Here is a 19,211-nt window from a genome sequence, read left to right on the forward strand (position 1 = left end):
GCCCGATCATGAGAAGCCTGCCCCTGCTGCTGGTGTTCCTGGCGAGCCTCGCCCAGGCCGCCGACTACCCGCTGGACGCCCCCGCACCCGATGGCCGCCGCCCCGGCGGCACGATCAGCCAGGAACTGCCCGCGCCGCCGCTGGCCAACGACGAGAACAAGGACATCAAGCGCGAGCGCAACTACCCCGAACAGCCACCGACCATTCCCCATGCCATCCGTGGCTACCAGGTCGACAAGAACGGCAACAAGTGCCTGACCTGCCACAGCCGCGCCGGTAGCGCCAGGACCCAGGCGCCGATGATCAGTATCACCCACTACATGGACCGCGACGGTCAGCCCCTGGCCGCCGTCTCGCCACGGCGCTACTTCTGCACCCAGTGCCACGTGCCGCAGAAGGAGGTGAAGCCGCTGGTGGGCAACGACTTCCGCACCATCGACCAGCTGCTGCAGGACGAAGTGCAGCGCGCCGGCCAGACCCAGTGAGGTGTCCATGAAAGCCCTGTTTGCCTGGCTCAGCGGTTACTGGCATATCCTGCGCCGACCTAGCGTGCATTACAGCCTGGGGTTCCTCACCCTTGGCGGATTCATCGCCGGCATCGTCTTCTGGGGCGGCTTCAACACCGCCCTGGAGGCGACCAACACCGAGCAATTCTGCATCTCCTGCCATGAGATGGAGAGCAACGTATACGTCGAGCTACAGGACACTATCCACTACAGCAACCGCTCGGGCGTGCGCGCCACCTGCCCGGACTGCCACGTGCCGCACCAGTGGACGGACAAGATCGCGCGCAAGATGCAGGCGTCCAAAGAGGTCTGGGGCAAGATCTTCGGCACCATCAACACCCGCGACAAATTCCTCGAGAAACGCCGCGAGCTGGCCGAGCACGAGTGGGCAAGGCTCAAGGCCAACGACTCGCTGGAATGCCGCAACTGCCACGGCTTCGACTTCATGGACTTCACCCGGCAGAGCCCGCGGGCACGCGAGATGCACTCCACCGCCCTGGCCAGCGGCCAGGCCACCTGCATCGACTGCCACAAGGGCATCGCCCACAAGCTGCCGGACATGAGCGGCGTGCCTGGCTGGTAGCACTCAGCGGCGGCGATCGAGCAGGTTCACCACCAGGCGGTCCAGCCAGCCCCACAGGCGCTGCTGGATGCGCTTGAGCAGCGGTCGGCGCTGCCAGTCTTCGAGGGTGATCTCGCGGCTCTGCTGGAAGTCGGCAATGAAGCTGTCCGCCACCGCGCTGGTCAGCTGTAGATCGAGGGCTTCCAGGTTGGCTTCCAGGTTGAAGCGCAGGTTCCAGTGATCGAAATTGCATGAGCCGACGCTGACCCAGTCATCCACAAGCACCATCTTCAGATGCAGGAAGCGCGGCTGGTATTCGAAGATGCGTACGCCGGCCTTGAGCAGCCGCGGATAGTAGCGCTGACCGGCATAGCGCACCGGAGGATGATCGGTGTTGCGCCCGGTCAGCAGCAGGCGCACCTCCACCCCGCGCGCTGCGGCCCGCATCAGGAAGCGCCGCACCTTGCGGCTGGGCAGGAAGTAGGGAGTGGCCAGCCATACCCGCTGCTTGGCATGGCCGATACTGCGCAGCAGCGACTGGACGATGTCCAGGTGCTGGCTGGAGTCGGCGTACGCCACCCGCCCCATGCCGACGCCGGCCGGCGGACAGGGCGGCAAATGCGCCACCCCCTGGGCATGGCCGGGCTTCCAGGGGCTGCGGCCCTCACAGGCCAGCCACTGGTGCTCGAACAGCACACGCCAGTGCGCCACCAGCGCGCCTTCCATGCGCACCATCACCTCGTGCCAGTAGTCACCGGGCTCCGGCGTCCAGAACTGGTCAGTGGCGCCGGTGCCACCGACATAGGCACAGCGCTCGTCGACCACCAGCAGCTTGCGATGATCGCGATACAGATTGCGTAGCCCCCTGCGCCAGCGCAGCGGGTTGTAGTGGCGCAGCTGCACACCGGCGACAGCCAGTTGCTCGCGCCAGGCGCGAGTGAAACCCAGGCTGCCAAAGCCATCGAACAGGCAACAGACCTGGACCCTACGTCTGGCGGCGCGGCACAGCGCATCCACCAGCGCCGCGCTGCACAGGCCATCTTCCACCAGATACAGCTCGAGCAGCACCAGACGCTCGGCCGCGTCGATATCGGCGAGCATGGCCGGCATGAAGGCCGGACCATCCACCAACAGCTCGAAGCGGTTGGCCGCCTTCCAGGGGAAGATGGTGCCGCTCATCGCGAGGTGAAAATCATCACCGCGCCGACCGGGACCGACAGGCTGATGTTGGGCAACCTGGCGACCTTGCGCAGCGCCTCGACGCCCTCCTCCAGGCCAAAATGCTCGGCATGCAGCACCAGCGGCGCCAGGGTCACCACCTGGAAGCGCCGGTCATCCAGACGGGTGGCGAGCAGTTCGGCCATGTAGGCGTGTTTGCGCCCGCGAATCTCCACCTGTACCGGCAGGCTGATTTCCAGCTGGGCACCCGGGGCCAAGTCGGTAATCGGCGCCAGGTTGAGCTGGGCCATGATGTGTGCGTCAGGAAATTCCTTCGTCTTGAACAGCAGGCTGCGCAGGCGCTCGTCGCGCACCGGAATGCCAGTGCTCACCGACTCCATTTCGACGCGCAGGCGCGCGGCGCCCTTGGCGTCGATACGGCCATGCAGGGTGAGAAAGCGATGCACCTCGGAGAGGTTGCCGGCCTTGGTGGAAATAAAGGACAGCCGCGAGGACTCGTTGTCCAGATACCAGTCTGCCTGCGCCGGCAGGCTCATGCAGGCGGCCAGCAGCGCGCCGCTGAAAAGGGAAAGAGGCTTGACCATGGGCTCACTTGTATTGCGGTTTGAGCGCAACGATAGCGGCCCACGGCAGGCTTGCCAAACAGCGGACAGTTGCAGCGTGTGGCAGGCCCGATCAGAGCGGATCGGCCTGGCTCTGCAGCTGACAGCCCTGGCGCGCATCCAGCCAGGCGGCGGTCTGGCTGCTACCCAGGCCACTGGCGGTCACCCGCTTACGCTCGACGTCGTCATGGAAGGCACTGAGCGGCAGGTACAGCTGGACGTAGCCGGCACAGTACTCGGCCGGGTTGCCGCTGACGTAGCGACAGGAGCAGTACTCCTTGGCCGAGTAGGCACCGACGATGCCGGGGAAGGAAGCCAGATGGACGCGGTTGCTCCAGGCCAGCAGGGCCGCGCCGACCAGCAGCAGGAGAAAGACCGAGAGGAAGGGACGGCGCCGGATCATGGCTGTTCTCCGAAGGCATTCAGCACGCGCTTGAGCAGTTCGTTGTGGCTGTAGCTGCCGTCGCGGTCATCGGCATAGCGCACCACCACCAGTTTCTGCGTCGGCAACACGTAAAGCCCCTGCCCCCAGTGGCCGAGCGCGGCAAAGGCATCGTCCGGTACGTCCGGCCAGGGCCTGGCAGCCCCCTCCAGCGTTGCGTTGAGCCACCACTGGCCACCCGGCACAGCTTCGCCCGGTTTCTGCGGGTCGGGCCGGTAGTTGGCAAACGGCGTGCGGTTGAACGCCACCCAGCTCGGCGGCAGCAGCTGGCGCTCGCCCCAGCGACCGTCACGCTGCATCAGCAGACCGACACGCCCGAGGTCGCGGGCATTCAGGTAGGCATAGGAGGACGCCACGAACGTGCCGCTGGCATCGCGCTCCCACACGGCCGAAGTGATGCCCAGCGGCTCGAACAGCGCGCTCCAGGGATAGTTCGCATAGGCCTGCTCGCCGACCATCGACTTCAGGCTGGCGCCGAGCACGTTGCTGTCGCCGCTGGAATAGCGAAAGCGCGTGCCCGGGATGGCGCCCAGCGCATGCTCGGCGGTGAAGGCCGCCATGTCGCCACGGCCACGGGTGTAGAGCATGGCCACCACCGAGGACTTCAGCGGTGCGTATTCGTAGTCCTCCTGCCAGTCCAGGCCCGATGCCCAGTTGAGCAGGTGGCCGAGCTTCACGTCGGGGTGCGCGGCGAACGGCGGATAGTGTTTGGCGACCGCATCGTCCAGCTTGAAGCGCCCTTCGCCATAGGCGACGCCGAGCACGCTGGCGAACAGGCTCTTGCTGATCGACCAGGTCAGGTGCGGGGTCTGCGCGGTCGTCGGCGCGGCGTAACGTTCGTAGACGATCACGCCATCCTTGATCACCAGCAGCGCATCGCTGCGCACACCGGCGCGGGTGGCATCGTCGCGTGCCGGAAAGGCATAGGCCTCGAGGGCCTGCAAGGCGGGGGTGACGGCGCTGGGCTGGCTGTTCCACTCGGGCATCGGCCAGCTCTGCGCAGCCAGGGGGCCGGCGGCCAGCAGGCAGCCGGCGACCAGGGTGCGACGCAACAGGGCAAGGGGCATCGGGCTCGCTCACGTTTCGGAGAGGAGCCGACGCTAGCATGGCTGGGGTGACGAACAACAGCGCCGCGGGCGCTGCGTTCAATCCGGCAGGCGATAGTCCTGCTGGGTCATCAGGTCCAGTCCACACTCCAGCTGCTCGATCCAGTCGAGGAAGGCATTGATCATCTGGGGGCCGACGAAGGGCCGGCCGTGCTGCGGCACGATCATCGCCACGTCCATCTCGCGCACCATCTGCGCCCAGAAGCGGCAGGCCTTGTTGCTGGCCATGTAGCGTCGATGGAAACCGGCCATGCTGGGGACGTGGGCGGCGAAGTCCTGGACCGGGCTGGCGTCGTCGACCATCGAAGCGCCCATGTCGCCGGAGAAGAGGATCTTGCTCACCGGGTCGTACAGCTGGAAGTTGCCCACCGAGTGCAGGAAATGCGCCGGTACGGCCTTCAGCTGGCAGTTGCCGAGCGGAATCGACTGGCCGCGATCAGGCAGCGCGATGATGCGGTCGTAGGTACAGATGCCGTGGCTGAGGGCCAGGTAGTTGGCCGTCAGGTGCGGCAGGAAGCGCGCCCACAACTTGGAGCAGATCACCCGCGCCCGGGTGTGCAGCAGCCACTTGTCCAGCGAGGCGATGATGTCCGGGTCCTGGTGCGAGGCGAAGATGTAGGTCAGCGCCTGCACCGGGATGTGCTTGGACAGCTCCAGCGACAGCGGGGTGTAGGTCAGGTCGCCACCCGGATCGAGCAGCAGGTACTGCTCGTGGTCGGTGATCAGGAACTGGTTGGACTGCACACCCTCGCCGCTGACCAGGTCATCGAACATCAGGCATTGGTGGGTGCCGTTGTCGAACAGCACGATGGGCTCGCGGCGCATGGAAACCTCGGGATAACAGAGCGAGGCGAGCTTAGGCGCAGGCACCGGCAAACATACTGACCTGGATCAAACGAGAGTGAGTGGCGACTGCGCAACGGCTCTGGCATCAGCCCCGCGCCGCCACTGCGCGCTAGAAGCCCAACGTGGCGCCAGCCCTTTCCAGGCGCTTGTCGCGAGCCGACCGTGCCACCGCCAGCAGGTTGCAATCACGCGTCCACAGTACTGACCAGGACTCCGGTCCGGCGCCGATGGCGGCGTCCACTTCCGGCCGCAGCGCCTCGAACTGGGCGAACAGGCCGGCCAGCAGCAGGTGGGTGACCGGCTCGCTGGCACTGTGTCGCGCCACTTCGGCGCAGCCACCGATCAGTGCCAGCAGGCGCAGGCGCAGCGCCGCCGGCCAGCCACCATCGCGCCCGATGCCATACAGCCAGGCGGTGATCGCGGCCAACACATGCAGGTCCTCGATGCTGCGGAAGGGTTTGACGTAGCTGTCCCAGCCATCTCCCGGCAACAGCTCGCACAGCACATTGTCCAGGTGCAGGCGGGCATGGCCGATGTCCGGCATCAGCGCCAGCGCCGGCAGTGGCTCGATGCGCGCGCCCGGCGCACCGCTGCGCACCACGCCCACCGCCAGGCGCGGGGCGCCCTGCTCCTCGTTGCGCGCCGCCACCAGCAACCAGTCGGCAGCCTCGGCGGCGGTGACGAAGTCCTTGCGGCCGGACAGGTGCAGCCCGTCCAGGCGGGTGTGCAGATCGGCCGGACGCGAGCTGCGGTTCTCGGTCACGCATAGCGCGCCAAGGCTGCGCGGTGCCGCCGGCCACAAGGCACGCAGGGCGCCCTGGTAACCGGCCAGGAAGGCCAGCCCCGGCGTAGCCGCCAGGCAGCCGCCGAGCACCGCCAGGGCGAACGGGCTGCTATCGCCCGCCCGTTTCAGCAGCGCGGCATACCAGTCATCCAGGGGCCCGGCCGGCAGGCGGTCACGGGTTTCCAGCAGAGATTGCCAGGGCATCACAAAGTCCTCGTCGTCTGTCACGCAAGCATCACCAATTGTTCATGGAGGTGACACCGGGTGTTCCTAGCCTGAGCTTGCCCAACAACATCGACCGGCCGCAACCCATAGCAGGCTGGCTCACGGAGGCTAATCGATGACCCAGATCGCCCGAACTGCCGAACGCCGCCTGCACGCCGAGCGCCTGATCGGCCCGGACGCGTTGCGCGAAGCCCAGACCCTGCGCTACGCCGTATTCAGCAGCGAATTCGATGCCAAGCTCAAGGGCGCCGAGCTGGGCCTGGACATGGATGATTTCGACCCGCACTGCCGCCACATCGGCGTCCGCGATCTGAACACTGGCAAGCTGGTGGCCACCACCCGCCTGCTCGACCACCAGGCCGCCGCCAGCCTCGGCCGTTTCTACAGCGAGGAAGAGTTCAGCCTGCATGGCCTGGCCCACCTCGAAGGGCCGGTACTGGAGATCGGCCGCACCTGCGTCGACCCGGCCTACCGCAACGGCGGCACCATCGCGGTGCTGTGGAGCGAGCTGGCCGAGGTGCTCAACGAGGGCGGCTACCGCTACCTGATGGGCTGCGCCAGCATCCCCATGCAGGACGGCGGCGTCCAGGCCCAGGCGATCATGCAGCGCCTGCGCGAACGCCACCTGTGCACCGAACACCTGCGCGCCGAACCGCGCACCCCGCTGCCGGCCATGGACCTGCCGGGCAACGTCATCGCCGAGATGCCGCCGCTGCTCAAGGCCTACATGCGCCTGGGTGCCAAGGTCTGTGGCGAGCCCTGCTGGGACCGCGACTTCCAGGTGGCCGACGTGTTCATCCTGCTAAAGCGCGACGAGCTGTGTCCGCGTTACGCCCGTCACTTCAAGGCCGCCGTGTGAAACCTGTCTCGGATCTCTTGATCGTCGGCCATGCTGCGTTGAAATGGTGCTCGGGCTGCTCATTTACAGCTCGTAAACTCCGCGCCCTCGCCCCATTTCGCCTTGCCTGGCTCTAGCTCAAGAGCCCGAAACAGGTTTCCGGCTCTTGTTCCCTCACACGAGAGCAATAATGAACCGACTTCGTCTCTACTCGCGCCTGGCCCGGCTGGCGGCGGTATTGCTGCTGGGCTTGGCACTGGCCAGCTTTGTCGCCGTAGTCGAGCGCGCATACCGGCATGACCTGATGACACTGCGCCAGCGCCTGACCCGCTGGTTCCTCGCCCGCCTGAGCGGCGCCCTGCCGTTCGAGGTCGAAGTACGCGGCGAGCTGCCACAGGGCCCGCACCTGTGGGTCGGCAACCATGTGTCGTGGACCGACATCCCGCTGCTCGGCCAGCTGCTGCCGATCTCCTTCCTGTCCAAGGCCGAAGTGCGCACCTGGCCGCTGGCCGGCTGGCTCGCGCACAAGGCCGGCACGCTGTTTATCCGCAGAGGCTCGGGTGACAGCACACTGCTCGCCCGCCAGCTGCACCGTCACCTGGAAGCCGGGCGCCAGTTGCTGATTTTCCCCGAGGGCACCACCACCGACGGCCAGCAGGTGCGCACCTTCCACGGTCGCCTGCTGACCGGCGCCATCGAGGCTGGCGTGCCGCTGCAGCCGGTGGCGATCCGCTACCGGCGCAACGGTGAGGTCGATCCGATCGCCCCGTTCATCGGCGACGACGACCTGCTGTCACATCTGCTACGCCTTTTCCGCGCCGAGCGCGCAGTGGTCGAAATCCAGCTGCTTACCCCGATCGCCAGCCACGGCCAGGAGCGCAACGCCCTGGCTCGTCAGGCGCAACGGGCAGTGCAGGTGGCGCTGTTTGGCGAGCCGCAGGAGCAGTCGCAGGCGGCCTGATGGCGTGCGGTGTACTGCCGCCGTAGGGTGGATCACGCTTCACCGATCCACCGGGCGGCGTGAGGGTGGATGAACAAAGCGTCATCCACCCTCGGATCTGGCAAACACCTGCAACTGCGGATAGAAGGCGCGGAAGTCGTCGCTGAGCGGCTCGTACAGCCGCTCCAGCTCGCTCATCGCACCTGCCAGCATCTGCGGCCGCGAAAGACGCCGACTCATGCCGCCGATCACCTGCTCCAACACGGCGAAATCCCTGTAACTGCCCAGCCAATCCTGCGCCGCCATGCGCGGGGCGATGCTGGCCAAGCGCTCGGGCAGTTCGCGCTGGGCCGCCAGCACTTCGTACACGCGGCCGGTGAACTGCGGCAGCGGTTCATCGTGGTAGTCCGTCCAGTCGCGTGCCAGGCAATGATCGAAGAACAGGTCCAGCAGGATGCCCGAGGTACGCCGCCGCTCGGCGGGAAAGCGCGCCCGCGCCTGCTCGACCAGCGGGTGGCGGTCGGTGAAGGCGTCGATCTGCCGGTGCAGGCGGATGGCCGCCTCGAGGTCGGCCGGGAAGCGCCCCGCCAGCGGTCCCTTGACGAAATCGCCGTACAGGCTGCCAAGCAGCTGCGCCGGGCTGTCGCCGCCCAGATGCAGGTGCGCCAGGTAGTTCACGCCGCGGCCTTGCGCCAGGCATTGGGGGTCATGCCCAGCCAGCGGCGGAAGGTACGGCTGAAATTGCTGGTATCGCGATAGCCGAGGCGCTCGGCCACCGCTTCGACGCTCAGCTCGGTGTTCTGCAGCAGCCAGCAGGCCAGCTCCTGGCGCACCTCGTCGAGCAGCAGCTGGTAGTGGGCGCCCTCCTCGCGCAGACGGCGGATCAGGGTGCGCTCGGACAGGTGGAACTCCTCGGCCAGCTGCTCCAGGGTCGGGTAGCTGCCGCTGCAGGCCAGCAGGCGCAGCTGCACCTTGCTGGTCCAGTCACCGCCATGACGAGTACCGAGCAACTGGTGCTCGCAGTCGCGCAGGGCGATGCGCGCGGCCTGGGCATCGGCGCTCAGGCTCGGCCGATCGAGCCACTCCAGCGGCAGGCTGACGGCATAGTGCTCGGCGGAAAAGCTCACGTCAGGGCCGAGCAGCTCGAAGTAACGAGCAGCCCAGGGCGGCTCGGCGAAGGGGAAGGCGAACTGCAGGCGGCCCGCCGGCAGCATCCCGCACACGGCCTCCAGCAGGCGCAGGCAGACACCTGCGGCAGTGGCCAGGATGTGCTCGCGGGCATCGCCCAGGTCGAACAGTTCCTCGCCGGTCACCCGATAACGCTCACCCTCCTCGCGACCGGACAGACGCAGGCTGGTCAGGCGCAGCACGCTGAAACGCTCCAGCACCTGCAGCACGCCGCGCAGGTCCGGACACAACGCCGCGGCGTAGCCCACCGGGCCATGGGCCGACACCGGCGTGGCGCAGCCGACCTCCAGGCCCAGCCAGGGACAGTCGGTAAGCACGATGGCGCGGCGCACCAGGCGCTGCACCTGGGCGAAGTTGAGCGGGCGGTTGTCGCGGTGCAGGTGCTGCCAGTCAAGCCCGGTGCCGCTGAGGATGTCGTTCTCGGCGAAGCCGCGCTGGCGTAGCGCCGCGCACAGCAGGCGGGCGTAGATCGGGTGCAGGCAGGGTTGCAGCGGGACGAGGCTGGGTTCCATGGCGGCTTCCGGCGCGGGGCTCAACTGTCACCATAAGACGATTTTCTGCCCATCTCAACGGTTCTGCGCAAGACCAATGCGGTCCATGCTGGCCACAGGTCGTAGAACCTCGGAGAGAACAACATGGAAATCGCCCTGCCCTACCGTGACCGCAAGCGCCCGCTGTGGCTGCTGTCACTGTTCGTACCCACCTTCGGGCTGATCGGCCCGGCGCTGTACCTGCTGGTGTCGCCCAGCGAACTCTGGCTGTGGCTGTCGCCGCTGTTTTTTTATTTCGGCATCCCGCTGCTGGATGCGCTGATCGGTGAGGACCCGAGCAACCCGCCGGAGTCCGAAGTCCCGGCGCTGGAGGCCGATCCCTACTACCGCTGGATCACCTACCTGCTGGTGCCGGTGCTGTGGGCCTCGTTCATCGCCATCTGCGTGTTCGTCGCCAGCCAGCCGCTGAGCGCAACCGGCCTGCTGGCGATGATCATCAACACCGGCGGCGGCCTGGGTTTCGCCATCAACCTGGGCCACGAGATGGGCCACAAGAAAAGCACCCTGGAACGCTGGCTGGCCAAGCTGGCACTGGTGCCGGCCTGCTACGGGCACTTCTACATCGAGCACAACCGCGGTCACCACCGTGATGTGGCCACGCCCGTCGATCCGGCCTCATCGCGCATGGGCGAGTCGATCTACCGTTTCGTCCTGCGCGAAATGCCGGGCGGCTTCCGCCGCGCCTGGCAGCTGGAGCAGGAACGCCTGGCGCGCTGCGGCAAGAGCCCCTGGAGCCTGGACAACGAAGTGCTGCAGCCGGCGCTGATCAGCCTGGCGCTGTACGGCGCGCTGGTGGCCGCGCTGGGCTGGCAGATCCTGCCGTTCCTGCTGCTCAGCGCCTTCTGGGGCGCCTTCCAGCTGACCTCGGCCAACTACCTGGAGCACTACGGCCTGCTGCGGCGCAAGCTGGAAAATGGCCGCTACGAGGTGTGCCAGCCGCACCATTCGTGGAACAGCAACCACCTGTTCTCCAACTGGGCGCTGTTTCACCTGCAACGCCATTCCGACCACCACGCCCACCCGACCCGGCGCTACCAGTCGCTGCGCAACTTCCCCGATCTGCCGCGCCTGCCCAGCGGCTACTTCGGCATGTTCCTGCTGGCCTACGTGCCGCCGCTGTGGTTCCGCCTGATGAACCCGCGGCTGATTGAAGCGGTACAGGGCGATGCGGCGCGCATCAACTTCCAGCCGGGCCTGCGCGAGCGCCTGATGCGCCGCTACGGCCTGCAGGAACACGCCGCATGAGCCGCTACCGCTGCCCGGAATGCGGCTACTGCTACGACGAATCCCGCGGCGAGCCGCACCAGGGCTACCCGGCCGGCACGCCCTGGGACGCCCTGCCGGGAGACTTCGCCTGCCCGGACTGCGCGATCCGGGTGAAGGACGAGTTCGAGCCGCTGGCCGAATGACCCGTACAGGCCGCGAGCCACGCGCAGGCTCGCGGCCTGTCCATCAGCAGCGTCGATAGTCGCTATCGGAACAAACGATCTGCGTATCGGGAAAGCCCGATATACAGTTCGCCTCAATCCGATACGCGCAGTCCGCCGCCATGTCCGACTCCATCGACCTCGACGAAATCATCAAAGCCCTGGCCCACCCGGTGCGCCGCGAAATCCTGCAGTGGCTGAAGGAGCCGGAGAAGCACTTCGCCGACCAGGACCACCCGCTGGAACTGGGCGTGTGCGCCGGCAAGTTCGAGCGCTGCGGCCTGTCCCAGTCGAGCGTCTCGGCGCACCTGGCAACGCTGCAGCGCGCCGGTCTGATCAGCAGCCGCAAGGTCGGCCAGTGGAGCTTCTTCAAGCGTAACGAGGCCGTCATCCAGGCCTTCCTGAGCAGCCTCGACCAACAACTCTGAGCCCGGCCCGGCACGACGGGCCCTTCCATCACCGATTCGTTTCAGGAGCCGGCCCCATGCCGTTACCGCTTCTCGTCCTCGCTTTGTCCGCGTTTGCCATCGGCACCACGGAATTCGTCATCATGGGCCTGCTGCCCGAGGTGGCCGCTGACCTCGGCGTGTCCATCCCCGGCGCCGGCTGGCTGGTCACTGGCTACGCCCTGGGCGTGGCCCTGGGCGCGCCGTTCATGGCCCTGGTCACCGCCAACTGGCCACGCAAGCTGGCCCTGCTTGGCCTGATGGGCATCTTCGTCATCGGCAACCTGCTGTGCGCCACCGCCGCCGACTACGAGTTGCTGATGGTCGCGCGGGTGGTCACCGCGCTCTGCCATGGCGCCTTCTTCGGCATCGGCTCGGTAGTCGCCGCCAGCCTGGTGCCGGAGAACCGCAAGGCCTCGGCCGTGGCCCTGATGTTCACCGGCCTGACCCTGGCCAACGTGCTCGGCGTGCCGCTGGGCACCGCATTGGGCCAGTACGCCGGCTGGCGCTCGACCTTCTGGGCGGTGACCGCGATCGGCGTGATCGCCTTCATCGGCCTGTGGCGCGTGCTGCCGAACAATCAGCAGCAGGAGCCGGCCGACCTGCGCGGCGAGCTGGCCGCCATGCGCGGCGCCGGACTGTGGCTGGCGCTGACCACCACCGTACTGTTCTCTGCCGCCGTGTTCGCCCTGTTCACTTACATCGCCCCGCTGCTCGGCGAGGTCACTGGTGTGTCGCCGCGCGGCATCACCTGGACCCTGCTGCTGATCGGCGTCGGCCTGACCCTGGGCAACCTGATCGGTGGGCGCCTGGCCGACTGGAACCTGGCCACCGCACTGGCCGGCATCCTGCTGACCCTGGCGATCCTCTCCTCGCTGGTGCGCTGGAGCAGCCCACTGCTGATTCCTTTGGAGATCAACCTGCTGCTCTGGGCCATGGCCGCCTTCGCTGCGGTGCCGGCCCTGCAGGTCAACGTGATGAACTTCGGCCAGGCCGCCCCCAACCTGGTGGCCACCCTCAACATCGGCGCCTTCAACCTGGGCAATGCCCTTGGCGCCTGGGTCGGCGGCCTGGTGATCAGCCTGGGCCTGGGCCTTACCAGTGCGCCCCTGGCCGCTGCCGCGCTGGCCGCCCTGGCACTGCTCGCCGCCCTGCTCACGACTTCTCTCGGCAGCATCGCAGCCGCCGAACCCCTGCTGGACTGACCCACTGGAGACCGCACCATGACTACCCTGTTCGATCCGCTCAAGCTCGGCAGCCTGGAACTGCCCAACCGCATCATCATGGCCCCGCTGACCCGCTGCCGCGCCGACGCAGGCCGCGTGCCCAACGCGCTGATGGCCGAGTACTACGTGCAGCGCGCCTCGGCCGGCCTGATCCTAAGCGAGGCCACCTCGGTGACGCCGATGGGCGTCGGCTACCCGGACACCCCCGGCATCTGGTCCGAAGACCAGGTGCGCGGCTGGCTCAACATCACCCGCGCCGTGCACGCCAACGGCGGGCGCATTTTCCTCCAACTGTGGCACGTCGGCCGCATCTCCGACCCGCTGTACCTCGATGGCGAGCTGCCGGTAGCACCGAGCGCCATCCAGCCGGCCGGGCATGTCAGCCTGGTGCGCCCGATGAAGGGCTTCGAGACCCCGCGTGCCCTGGAAACCGAGGAAATCGCCGAGATCGTCGAGGCCTACCGCCACGGCGCCGAGAATGCCAAGGCCGCCGGCTTCGACGGCGTAGAGATCCATGCCGCCAACGGCTACCTGCTCGACCAGTTCCTGCAGAGCAGCACCAACCAGCGCAGCGACCAGTACGGCGGCTCGCTGGAAAACCGCGCGCGCCTGCTGCTGGAAGTCACCGATGCGGCGATTTCCGTGTGGGGCGCCGACCGCGTCGGCGTGCACCTGTCGCCGCGTTGCGACCTGCATGACATGGGCGATGCCGACCCGCGCGAAACCTTCGGTTATGTCGCCCGCGAGCTGGGCAAGCGCGGCGTGGCCTTCATCTGCACCCGCGAGCGTGAAGACGAAGACAGCCTGACGCCGTTCATCAAGGAGCAGTTCGGCGGCCTGGTGATCGCCAACGAGCGCTTCACCAAAGAGCAGGCCAACGCCTGGCTGGCCGCGGGCAAGGCCGACGCCGTGGCCTTCGGCGTGCCCTACATCGCCAACCCCGACCTGGTCGAACGCCTGGCCCAGGACGCCCCGCTGAACGAGGCACGCCCCGAGCTGTTCTACGCCCAGGGCCCGGTCGGCTACATCGACTACCCGCGCCTGTAAGCTGGCAGCCATGGAAAGCCCCGCGATCGGGGCTTTCCATCGATTTCGCCAAGCGCCTCCCTCTGCCAGCCCCGCATCGGCGGCGTATCGCGCCGGGCCTCGGCGAGCCGCTCACTCGACTCCTTCCGGGCCTGCCCCGGCGGCCGGACTGGCCATGAGCCGGACCAACACGGAGAACAGCATGCACAAGGTACTGATAGCCGGCGCCTCGCGCGGCATCGGCCTGGGCCTGACCCGCGCCTGCCTGGCACGCGGCGACAGGGTTTACGCCGTCGCGCGCCGCGCGGGCAACGCGGCCCTCGACCAACTGCAACAGCAACATCCCGGACGCCTGGTACTGATCACCTGCGACCTCACCCGCCCGGATGCCGCGCAGCACATCGAGGCGGCGTTGCCGGCGCAGCCACTGGATATCCTGCTGCTGAACGCCGGCATCATGGGGCCAGAGCATCAGGACGTGGCGCAGATCAGCGCCGATGAGGTCGCCACCCTGTTTCTCACCAATGCCGTTGCGCCGATCCGCCTGGCCAGGCAACTGGCGCATCGGCTGCGCGCGGGCGGTGTGATCGCCTGCATGAGCTCGCAGATGGGCAGCGTCGCCCTGGCCCGCTCTGCCGAGATGCCGCTATACGGCGCCAGCAAGGCCGCACTGAACAGCCTGCTGCAGAGTTGGGACCACTCCAGCGAACGCCCCCGGGCCTGCCTGCTGGCACTGCATCCCGGCTGGGTACGTACCGAGATGGGAGGCGACCAGGCCGCGCTGGAGATCGAAACCAGCGTCGCCGGCCTGCTCGCCACCATTGAGGCGCATCTCGACGCCGATGGCTGCCACTTTCTCGACTACCAGCAGCTGCCGCTGCCCTGGTAGACAAGGCGGCACCGGTTCGTCAGCAGGCTCTTGTCGGACAGCACCCCGACCTGGCTATGATCACACCCCATGATCAACCCGCCTCCATTACGCCCACCCTGCCCGCCCGGTGCCTGTGATTGCGGCCGCGACCAGCTGCTGGAAACCCAGGATGCGGACCTGCGCATCCTCCTGCTCAACCGCAGCGAGGAGAAGCGCCTGCTGGAGCGCCTGGAGAACCTGCGCGACCTCGACGATCTGCGCCACCTGCAGCAGCGCATGCAGCAGCAACTCGGCATTCGCGTGGAGGTGGCGCCGGGCTTCAACGAAGTGCGCAGCATGCGCGGCATCGCCATCCAGATCGCCGAGCATCCGGGCCTGTGCCGCAAGACCCGCCAGGCCATCCCCGCCGCCATTCGCCGCGGCCTGGAGCGCCAGCCGGAGATCGCCTACCGCTTGCTCGACTCCTACGACCTGCTGGGCGGCATCTGAAACGAACAAGCCCCGCATGGCGGGGCTTGTTCATGCCGACGCACGACTACAGCGAGTCGAGGTAGCGCTCCACATCCAGCGCTGCCATGCAGCCGGCACCGGCCGAGGTGATGGCCTGGCGGTATACCGAGTCGGCCACGTCACCAGCGGCGAACACACCGGGGATGCTGGTGGCGGTGGCGTTGCCGTCGCGGCCGCCGTTGACCACCAGATAGCCATCCCGAAGCGCCAGCTGGCCCGCGAACAATGAGGTGTTGGGGGTGTGGCCGATGGCGACGAACAGACCGTCGACCTGCAGCTCGCTGGCGTTGCCGTGGCGGTGCCGCAGGCGCACGCCGGTCACGCCTCCAGAGTCGCCCAGGACCTCGTCCACCTCGGCATTCAGGCGCAGCTCGATCTTGCCTTCGGCAATGCGCGCACGCAGCTTGTCCTGCAGGATCTTCTCGGCGCGGAACGTCTCGCGGCGGTGCACCAAAGTCACCTTGCTGGCGATATTGGCCAGGTACAGCGCCTCCTCCACCGCGGTGTTGCCGCCGCCAACCACCGCCACCTCGCGGTTGCGGTAGAAGAAGCCATCGCAGGTGGCGCAGGCGGAAACCCCCTTGCCCATGAACGCCTGTTCCGACGGCAGGCCGAGATAACGAGCACTGGCGCCGGTGGCGATGATCAGCGCATCGGCCGTGTAGGTACCGCTGTCGCCCACCAGGGTGAAGGGCTTGCCGGCCAGATCCACGGCATTGATGTGGTCGTAAACGATTTCGGTCTCGAAGCGCTCGGCATGTTCCTGCATGCGCTGCATCAGCGCCGGGCCGGTCAGGCCATGGGGGTCGCCAGGCCAGTTGTCGACTTCGGTGGTGGTGGTCAGCTGGCCGCCGGCCTGGATGCCGGTGATCAGCAGCGGCTTGAGATTGGCACGGGCGGCATACACGGCGGCACTGTAGCCGGCCGGGCCGGAACCCAGAATGATGACGCGAGCATGGCGGTTGGCGGACATGACCGGCTCCTGAAGAAAAAGGGGCCGGCCGAAAGCACTTGGGGAAGGCTTGAAGGTACGGCAGACCCCGCAAAGGGTGATTGCCGGCAAGGCTACCCAGCAGCCTGGCGCGGTGAAAATGTCCATTCTCAATACGACCGATAGCCCAGGCCTATACGCCCGGGCACAGCGCCGGCCTTGGCTATACTCGGCTGAATACCTGCCTCCGGGTGTCAATGGCATGACCCTGCGCAAACGACTGTTCTGGCTGTTCGCCCCCCTGCTGTTGTTCGCCCTGGGCTTCGCCTACCTGCTGTCGCAAAGCCTGATCCTCAGCCGCTTCGACCGCCAGGACACGATCCAGCTCACGGCCGAGGCAGAACGCCTGCGTGCGCTGCTGGACAACAGCCTGAAACGTAACCTCGACCTGCTGCTGAGCTACGCCCAGTGGGACGACAGCTATGAATTCATGCGTGGCAACCACCCGGACTTCACCCGCCGCAACATGGACCCGGAAGCACTGCGCAGGGTGAACTTCGACTTCATGGTGTTTCTCGACCTCGACGGCAAGGTGCGCGCCGAGCAATGGCTGCCGCCCGACCTGCCGGACCTGCTGGTACTGGGCAGCGACCGGCCCCGCAGCCACGCTTCGCTGCGCCAAAACATCCTGGCGCTGGCCGAACGCTTGCGTCACACCACCAGCGCAGGGCCACGCGGCCAGCTGGTCGAAGTGCAGGGCGTACCCTTGATCATGGTGATGAGCGAGATCAGCAATAACCAGAGCAGCCTGCCCAGCGCCGGCACCCTGCTGGCGGGGCACTTCATCGACGGCGAGCGCGCGGAGCACCTGCAGACCCAACTCGACGGCGCACTGCGGCTGCTGCCGCCGAGCGACAGGCGGGCCCGCTGGCGCGACCTGCCCAGCGCAGACCCGAGCAGTATCAACGAGATCGAAATCAGCCCACGGCGAGTGCTCGACGCCCGGCACCAACAGATCGCCCTACTGTTCAGCAATAGCCTGGGCGAACCGGAGGTGATGCTCGAACTGACCCGCGAGCGCAGTCTTTATCTGGAGGGTCGGCAGGCCATTGCCATCTTCCTGGCCCAGGCCGGCGGCGTCGGCCTGGCCGCCTGGTTGCTCATTTTCCTGGGGCTGGAGTTCGGCATCCTGCGCCGGGTTTCGCGTATGCACGGGGAGATCGCCGCCATCGGTCCGGGCTCGGTGCGACAGCGTATCGGCGACCGCGGCAATGACGAGCTGGGGCGTCTGGCGCTGGAGATCAACCGCATGTTCGAGCGCCTGGAGCAGAGTGAGACACGCGATCGCGAGATTCTCGACGCCATCCAGGATGGCTATTTCGAGCTGACGCCCGACGGCACCGTGCAGGCGGTCAACCGTGCGCTGTGCAGAATGCTCGGCTATCCCAGCGAGGACCTGCTGGAGCAGTCCTATGAAACCATGCTGGAGCAGGAAGACATCGAGCGGGCGCGCCTTCTCTTCAGCCATGCGCTGGAGAGCGGCGAAAACGTCAGCTTTGCCGCCCCCTTTCGGCGCCGCGACGGCAGCCAGGGCTACTACGAGGCCCGCCTGTCGTTGATCCGCGACGGCCAGGGCAACTTCACCGGCTACCGCGGCATTTTGCGCGATATCAGCGATCAGGTGGCCTATCAGAACCGCCTGCTGGACATGGCGTACCGCGACCCGTTGACCGGCCTGGGCAATCGCAAGGCCTTCGCCGAGCAGTTGCGCCAGGCCATGGACAGGCAGACCCCGCTGGCCTTGCTGTTCCTCGACCTGGACCGCTTCAAGGAGGTCAACGACCGCTTCGGCCATGATGTCGGCGACGATCTCCTGCGCCAGATCGCCGAGCGCCTGCGCAGCGCCCTGCGCCAGCCCGACCGGGTCTATCGTCTGGGCGGCGACGAGTTCACCCTGATCCTTACCGAGGGCGACGAGGCCGTGGCGCAGAAGCTCGCCGAGCGCCTGCGCCAGGCGCTGCATGAGCCGATTCGGATCGGCGCACTGAGTATCGATTTTGTTACGCCGAGTATCGGCATTGCACTCTATCCGCAGCACGCCCAGGATGCGGAAAACCTGATCAAGGCCGCCGACAGCGCGATGTACGAGGCCAAGCGCGAGCGCGACCGCGCCTGTCTCTACCAGCCGCAGCCGCTTTCCTCATCACCGCAAACTGGTTAAGGTCGGCGCGTTTTTACCAGCGCTGCGGAGATCAGCATGCTCGCCCCAACCCTGACCGGTCCCCAATACCTTGCCCAAGGCCTGAAACTGGTGCTAAGCCCGGGCCTGCGCCTGTTCGTGCTGCTGCCCCTGGCCGTGAATACCCTGCTGTTCATTGGCATGATCGTGCTGGCCATGCAGCAGTTCGGCGGCTGGGTCGATACCTTCATGCCCGGCCTGCCGAGCTGGCTGAGCTTCCTCGAATACGTACTCTGGCCGCTGTTCGTCGTGCTGGTGCTGGTGATCATGTTCTTCAGCTTCACCCTGCTGGCCAACATCATCGCCGCGCCCTTCAACGGCTTCCTCGCCGAGAAGGTGGAAGTGGTGCTGCGCGGTCGCGATGACTTCCCGCCCTTCAGCTGGGCCGAGCTGGGTGCCATGGTGCCGCGCACCATCGGCCGCGAGCTGCGCAAGCTGGCCTACTTCCTGCCGCGCGCCATCCCGCTGCTGATCCTCACCTTCGTGCCGGTGCTGAACCTGCTCGCCGCTCCGCTGTGGATTCTGTTCGGCATCTGGATGATGGCCGTGCAGTACATCGACTACCCCTGCGACAACAACAAGGTCAGCTGGGATGACATGCTCGCCTGGCTGCGCGAGAAGCGCTGGCAGAGCCTGGGCTTCGGCGGCACCGTGTACCTGTCGCTGCTGATCCCCTTCGTCAACATCCTGGTAATGCCCGCCGCCGTGGCCGGCGCCACCCTGTTCTGGGTGCGCGAGCGCGACGTCACCGCGCAGTAACCACACC

General features: G+C 67.0%; 22 protein-coding genes. 13 read left to right on the plus strand and 9 right to left on the minus strand.

Going from position 1 to position 19,211, the window contains the following annotated elements:
* The first annotated feature begins 8 nt into the window (after positions 1–8).
* Together ACOAPY_RS15650 and ACOAPY_RS15655 are read left to right on the plus strand one after the other, a co-directional pair.
* Complete coding sequence (locus tag ACOAPY_RS15650) at positions 9–485, plus strand: nitrate reductase cytochrome c-type subunit (protein ID WP_465153913.1); 477 nt, start codon at positions 9–11, stop codon at positions 483–485.
* 7 nt (positions 486–492) lie between these two features.
* On the plus strand, positions 493–1,089 hold the full coding sequence (locus ACOAPY_RS15655; RefSeq protein WP_076579490.1) for a cytochrome c3 family protein: 597 nt from the start codon (positions 493–495) through the stop codon (positions 1,087–1,089).
* A 3-nt stretch (positions 1,090–1,092) separates the two neighbouring features.
* Here the strand turns inward: ACOAPY_RS15655 and ACOAPY_RS15660 are convergent, their stop codons facing one another.
* From ACOAPY_RS15660 to ACOAPY_RS15685, 6 genes are all read right to left on the minus strand, one after another.
* The gene (locus ACOAPY_RS15660) at positions 1,093–2,247 is read right to left on the minus strand and encodes a phospholipase D-like domain-containing protein (RefSeq protein ID WP_465153914.1); all 1,155 of its coding nucleotides are present in this window, start codon (positions 2,245–2,247) and stop codon (positions 1,093–1,095) included.
* A complete protein-coding gene (locus ACOAPY_RS15665; protein WP_465153915.1) occupies positions 2,244–2,831 on the minus strand; it encodes a YceI family protein in 588 nt (195 codons plus the stop codon). The genes ACOAPY_RS15660 and ACOAPY_RS15665 overlap by 4 nt, the downstream gene beginning before the upstream one ends.
* Before the next feature lie 91 nt (positions 2,832–2,922).
* The gene (locus tag ACOAPY_RS15670; RefSeq protein ID WP_280002904.1) at positions 2,923–3,252 is read right to left on the minus strand and encodes an amidase; all 330 of its coding nucleotides are present in this window, start codon (positions 3,250–3,252) and stop codon (positions 2,923–2,925) included.
* Positions 3,249–4,358, minus strand: a complete 1,110-nt coding sequence (locus ACOAPY_RS15675; protein ID WP_465153916.1) for a serine hydrolase domain-containing protein — start codon at positions 4,356–4,358, stop codon at positions 3,249–3,251. Before ACOAPY_RS15675 ends, ACOAPY_RS15670 begins: the two co-directional genes overlap by 4 nt.
* A 78-nt stretch (positions 4,359–4,436) precedes the next feature.
* Positions 4,437–5,222: an oxygen-binding di-iron domain-containing protein gene (locus ACOAPY_RS15680; protein WP_021699382.1), complete on the minus strand. Its 786-nt coding sequence runs from the start codon at positions 5,220–5,222 to the stop codon at positions 4,437–4,439.
* Between the two features lie 130 nt (positions 5,223–5,352).
* Positions 5,353–6,231 carry an acyl-CoA dehydrogenase family protein gene (locus ACOAPY_RS15685; RefSeq protein WP_465153917.1) on the minus strand — a complete coding sequence of 293 codons (879 nt, stop codon included), beginning with the start codon at positions 6,229–6,231 and terminating at the stop codon, positions 5,353–5,355.
* Positions 6,232–6,367: 136 nt separating this feature from the next.
* Between ACOAPY_RS15685 and olsB the strand changes: the two genes are divergently transcribed.
* Together olsB and ACOAPY_RS15695 are read left to right on the plus strand one after the other, a co-directional pair.
* Positions 6,368–7,111 carry an L-ornithine N(alpha)-acyltransferase gene (gene olsB / locus ACOAPY_RS15690; protein WP_076579500.1) on the plus strand — a complete coding sequence of 248 codons (744 nt, stop codon included), beginning with the start codon at positions 6,368–6,370 and terminating at the stop codon, positions 7,109–7,111.
* Between the two features lie 169 nt (positions 7,112–7,280).
* Positions 7,281–8,051, plus strand: a complete 771-nt coding sequence (locus ACOAPY_RS15695) for a lysophospholipid acyltransferase family protein (RefSeq protein ID WP_465153918.1) — start codon at positions 7,281–7,283, stop codon at positions 8,049–8,051.
* A gap of 81 nt (positions 8,052–8,132) precedes the next feature.
* On the opposite strand, the gene ACOAPY_RS15700 is transcribed toward ACOAPY_RS15695, so the two are convergent.
* Both ACOAPY_RS15700 and ACOAPY_RS15705 read right to left on the minus strand, forming a co-directional pair.
* Positions 8,133–8,708 carry an acyl carrier protein phosphodiesterase gene (locus ACOAPY_RS15700; protein WP_465153919.1) on the minus strand — a complete coding sequence of 192 codons (576 nt, stop codon included), beginning with the start codon at positions 8,706–8,708 and terminating at the stop codon, positions 8,133–8,135.
* Positions 8,705–9,730 carry an AraC family transcriptional regulator gene (locus ACOAPY_RS15705; protein WP_465153920.1) on the minus strand — a complete coding sequence of 342 codons (1,026 nt, stop codon included), beginning with the start codon at positions 9,728–9,730 and terminating at the stop codon, positions 8,705–8,707. Before ACOAPY_RS15705 ends, ACOAPY_RS15700 begins: the two co-directional genes overlap by 4 nt.
* Before the next feature lie 123 nt (positions 9,731–9,853).
* On the opposite strand from ACOAPY_RS15705, the gene ACOAPY_RS15710 reads away from it, so the two are divergent.
* The 7 genes from ACOAPY_RS15710 (at position 9,854) to ACOAPY_RS15740 (ending at position 15,254) form a co-directional block, all read left to right on the plus strand.
* Positions 9,854–11,014, plus strand: coding sequence for an alkane 1-monooxygenase (locus ACOAPY_RS15710; protein ID WP_465153921.1), 1,161 nt, complete (start codon positions 9,854–9,856; stop codon positions 11,012–11,014).
* The gene (locus ACOAPY_RS15715) at positions 11,011–11,178 is read left to right on the plus strand and encodes a rubredoxin (protein WP_465153922.1); all 168 of its coding nucleotides are present in this window, start codon (positions 11,011–11,013) and stop codon (positions 11,176–11,178) included. The genes ACOAPY_RS15710 and ACOAPY_RS15715 overlap by 4 nt, the downstream gene beginning before the upstream one ends.
* Positions 11,179–11,318: 140 nt before the next feature.
* The gene (locus ACOAPY_RS15720) at positions 11,319–11,624 is read left to right on the plus strand and encodes an ArsR/SmtB family transcription factor (protein ID WP_465153923.1); all 306 of its coding nucleotides are present in this window, start codon (positions 11,319–11,321) and stop codon (positions 11,622–11,624) included.
* Positions 11,625–11,680: 56 nt separating this feature from the next.
* Entirely contained in the window at positions 11,681–12,847 is a 1,167-nt protein-coding gene (locus ACOAPY_RS15725; protein WP_465153924.1) for an MFS transporter, read from the plus strand.
* A gap of 18 nt (positions 12,848–12,865) precedes the next feature.
* Positions 12,866–13,915 (plus strand): alkene reductase, encoded by a 1,050-nt coding sequence (locus ACOAPY_RS15730; protein WP_076579518.1) that lies wholly within the window; start codon positions 12,866–12,868, stop codon positions 13,913–13,915.
* Between the two features lie 181 nt (positions 13,916–14,096).
* Entirely contained in the window at positions 14,097–14,783 is a 687-nt protein-coding gene (locus ACOAPY_RS15735) for an SDR family oxidoreductase (RefSeq protein WP_465153925.1), read from the plus strand.
* 69 nt (positions 14,784–14,852) lie between these two features.
* Positions 14,853–15,254, plus strand: a complete 402-nt coding sequence (locus tag ACOAPY_RS15740) for a hypothetical protein (protein WP_465153926.1) — start codon at positions 14,853–14,855, stop codon at positions 15,252–15,254.
* A 46-nt stretch (positions 15,255–15,300) separates the two neighbouring features.
* Here the strand turns inward: ACOAPY_RS15740 and trxB are convergent, their stop codons facing one another.
* The gene (gene trxB / locus ACOAPY_RS15745; protein ID WP_465153927.1) at positions 15,301–16,248 is read right to left on the minus strand and encodes a thioredoxin-disulfide reductase; all 948 of its coding nucleotides are present in this window, start codon (positions 16,246–16,248) and stop codon (positions 15,301–15,303) included.
* A 220-nt stretch (positions 16,249–16,468) separates the two neighbouring features.
* On the opposite strand from trxB, the gene ACOAPY_RS15750 reads away from it, so the two are divergent.
* Together ACOAPY_RS15750 and cysZ are read left to right on the plus strand one after the other, a co-directional pair.
* Complete coding sequence (locus ACOAPY_RS15750) at positions 16,469–18,427, plus strand: sensor domain-containing diguanylate cyclase (protein WP_465153928.1); 1,959 nt, start codon at positions 16,469–16,471, stop codon at positions 18,425–18,427.
* Between the two features lie 36 nt (positions 18,428–18,463).
* On the plus strand, positions 18,464–19,204 hold the full coding sequence (cysZ, locus tag ACOAPY_RS15755) for a sulfate transporter CysZ (protein WP_076579528.1): 741 nt from the start codon (positions 18,464–18,466) through the stop codon (positions 19,202–19,204).
* The last annotated feature ends 7 nt before the right edge of the window (positions 19,205–19,211 follow it).

This window comes from Pseudomonas stagnisoli (assembly GCF_048595745.1).
Lineage (GTDB): Bacteria > Pseudomonadota > Gammaproteobacteria > Pseudomonadales > Pseudomonadaceae > Aquipseudomonas > Aquipseudomonas alcaligenes_A.

Excerpts from the sequence above, each read along its gene's own strand:
- ACOAPY_RS15660 (WP_465153914.1), bottom strand. The coding sequence starts at position 2,247 with ATGAGCGGCACCATCTTCCCCTGGAAGGCGGCCAACCGCTTCGAGCTG.
- ACOAPY_RS15650 (WP_465153913.1), top strand. The coding sequence starts at position 9 with ATGAGAAGCCTGCCCCTGCTGCTGGTGTTCCTGGCGAGCCTCGCCCAG.
- ACOAPY_RS15705 (WP_465153920.1), bottom strand. The coding sequence starts at position 9,730 with ATGGAACCCAGCCTCGTCCCGCTGCAACCCTGCCTGCACCCGATCTAC.
- ACOAPY_RS15675 (WP_465153916.1), bottom strand. The coding sequence starts at position 4,358 with ATGCCCCTTGCCCTGTTGCGTCGCACCCTGGTCGCCGGCTGCCTGCTG.
- ACOAPY_RS15750 (WP_465153928.1), top strand. The coding sequence starts at position 16,469 with ATGACCCTGCGCAAACGACTGTTCTGGCTGTTCGCCCCCCTGCTGTTG.
- trxB (WP_465153927.1), bottom strand. The coding sequence starts at position 16,248 with ATGTCCGCCAACCGCCATGCTCGCGTCATCATTCTGGGTTCCGGCCCG.
- ACOAPY_RS15685 (WP_465153917.1), bottom strand. The coding sequence starts at position 6,231 with ATGCCCTGGCAATCTCTGCTGGAAACCCGTGACCGCCTGCCGGCCGGG.
- ACOAPY_RS15670 (WP_280002904.1), bottom strand. The coding sequence starts at position 3,252 with ATGATCCGGCGCCGTCCCTTCCTCTCGGTCTTTCTCCTGCTGCTGGTC.
- olsB (WP_076579500.1), top strand. The coding sequence starts at position 6,368 with ATGACCCAGATCGCCCGAACTGCCGAACGCCGCCTGCACGCCGAGCGC.
- ACOAPY_RS15735 (WP_465153925.1), top strand. The coding sequence starts at position 14,097 with ATGCACAAGGTACTGATAGCCGGCGCCTCGCGCGGCATCGGCCTGGGC.
- ACOAPY_RS15725 (WP_465153924.1), top strand. The coding sequence starts at position 11,681 with ATGCCGTTACCGCTTCTCGTCCTCGCTTTGTCCGCGTTTGCCATCGGC.
- ACOAPY_RS15655 (WP_076579490.1), top strand. The coding sequence starts at position 493 with ATGAAAGCCCTGTTTGCCTGGCTCAGCGGTTACTGGCATATCCTGCGC.
- cysZ (WP_076579528.1), top strand. The coding sequence starts at position 18,464 with ATGCTCGCCCCAACCCTGACCGGTCCCCAATACCTTGCCCAAGGCCTG.
- ACOAPY_RS15720 (WP_465153923.1), top strand. The coding sequence starts at position 11,319 with ATGTCCGACTCCATCGACCTCGACGAAATCATCAAAGCCCTGGCCCAC.
- ACOAPY_RS15740 (WP_465153926.1), top strand. The coding sequence starts at position 14,853 with ATGATCAACCCGCCTCCATTACGCCCACCCTGCCCGCCCGGTGCCTGT.
- ACOAPY_RS15730 (WP_076579518.1), top strand. The coding sequence starts at position 12,866 with ATGACTACCCTGTTCGATCCGCTCAAGCTCGGCAGCCTGGAACTGCCC.
- ACOAPY_RS15710 (WP_465153921.1), top strand. The coding sequence starts at position 9,854 with ATGGAAATCGCCCTGCCCTACCGTGACCGCAAGCGCCCGCTGTGGCTG.
- ACOAPY_RS15680 (WP_021699382.1), bottom strand. The coding sequence starts at position 5,222 with ATGCGCCGCGAGCCCATCGTGCTGTTCGACAACGGCACCCACCAATGC.
- ACOAPY_RS15665 (WP_465153915.1), bottom strand. The coding sequence starts at position 2,831 with ATGGTCAAGCCTCTTTCCCTTTTCAGCGGCGCGCTGCTGGCCGCCTGC.
- ACOAPY_RS15695 (WP_465153918.1), top strand. The coding sequence starts at position 7,281 with ATGAACCGACTTCGTCTCTACTCGCGCCTGGCCCGGCTGGCGGCGGTA.
- ACOAPY_RS15715 (WP_465153922.1), top strand. The coding sequence starts at position 11,011 with ATGAGCCGCTACCGCTGCCCGGAATGCGGCTACTGCTACGACGAATCC.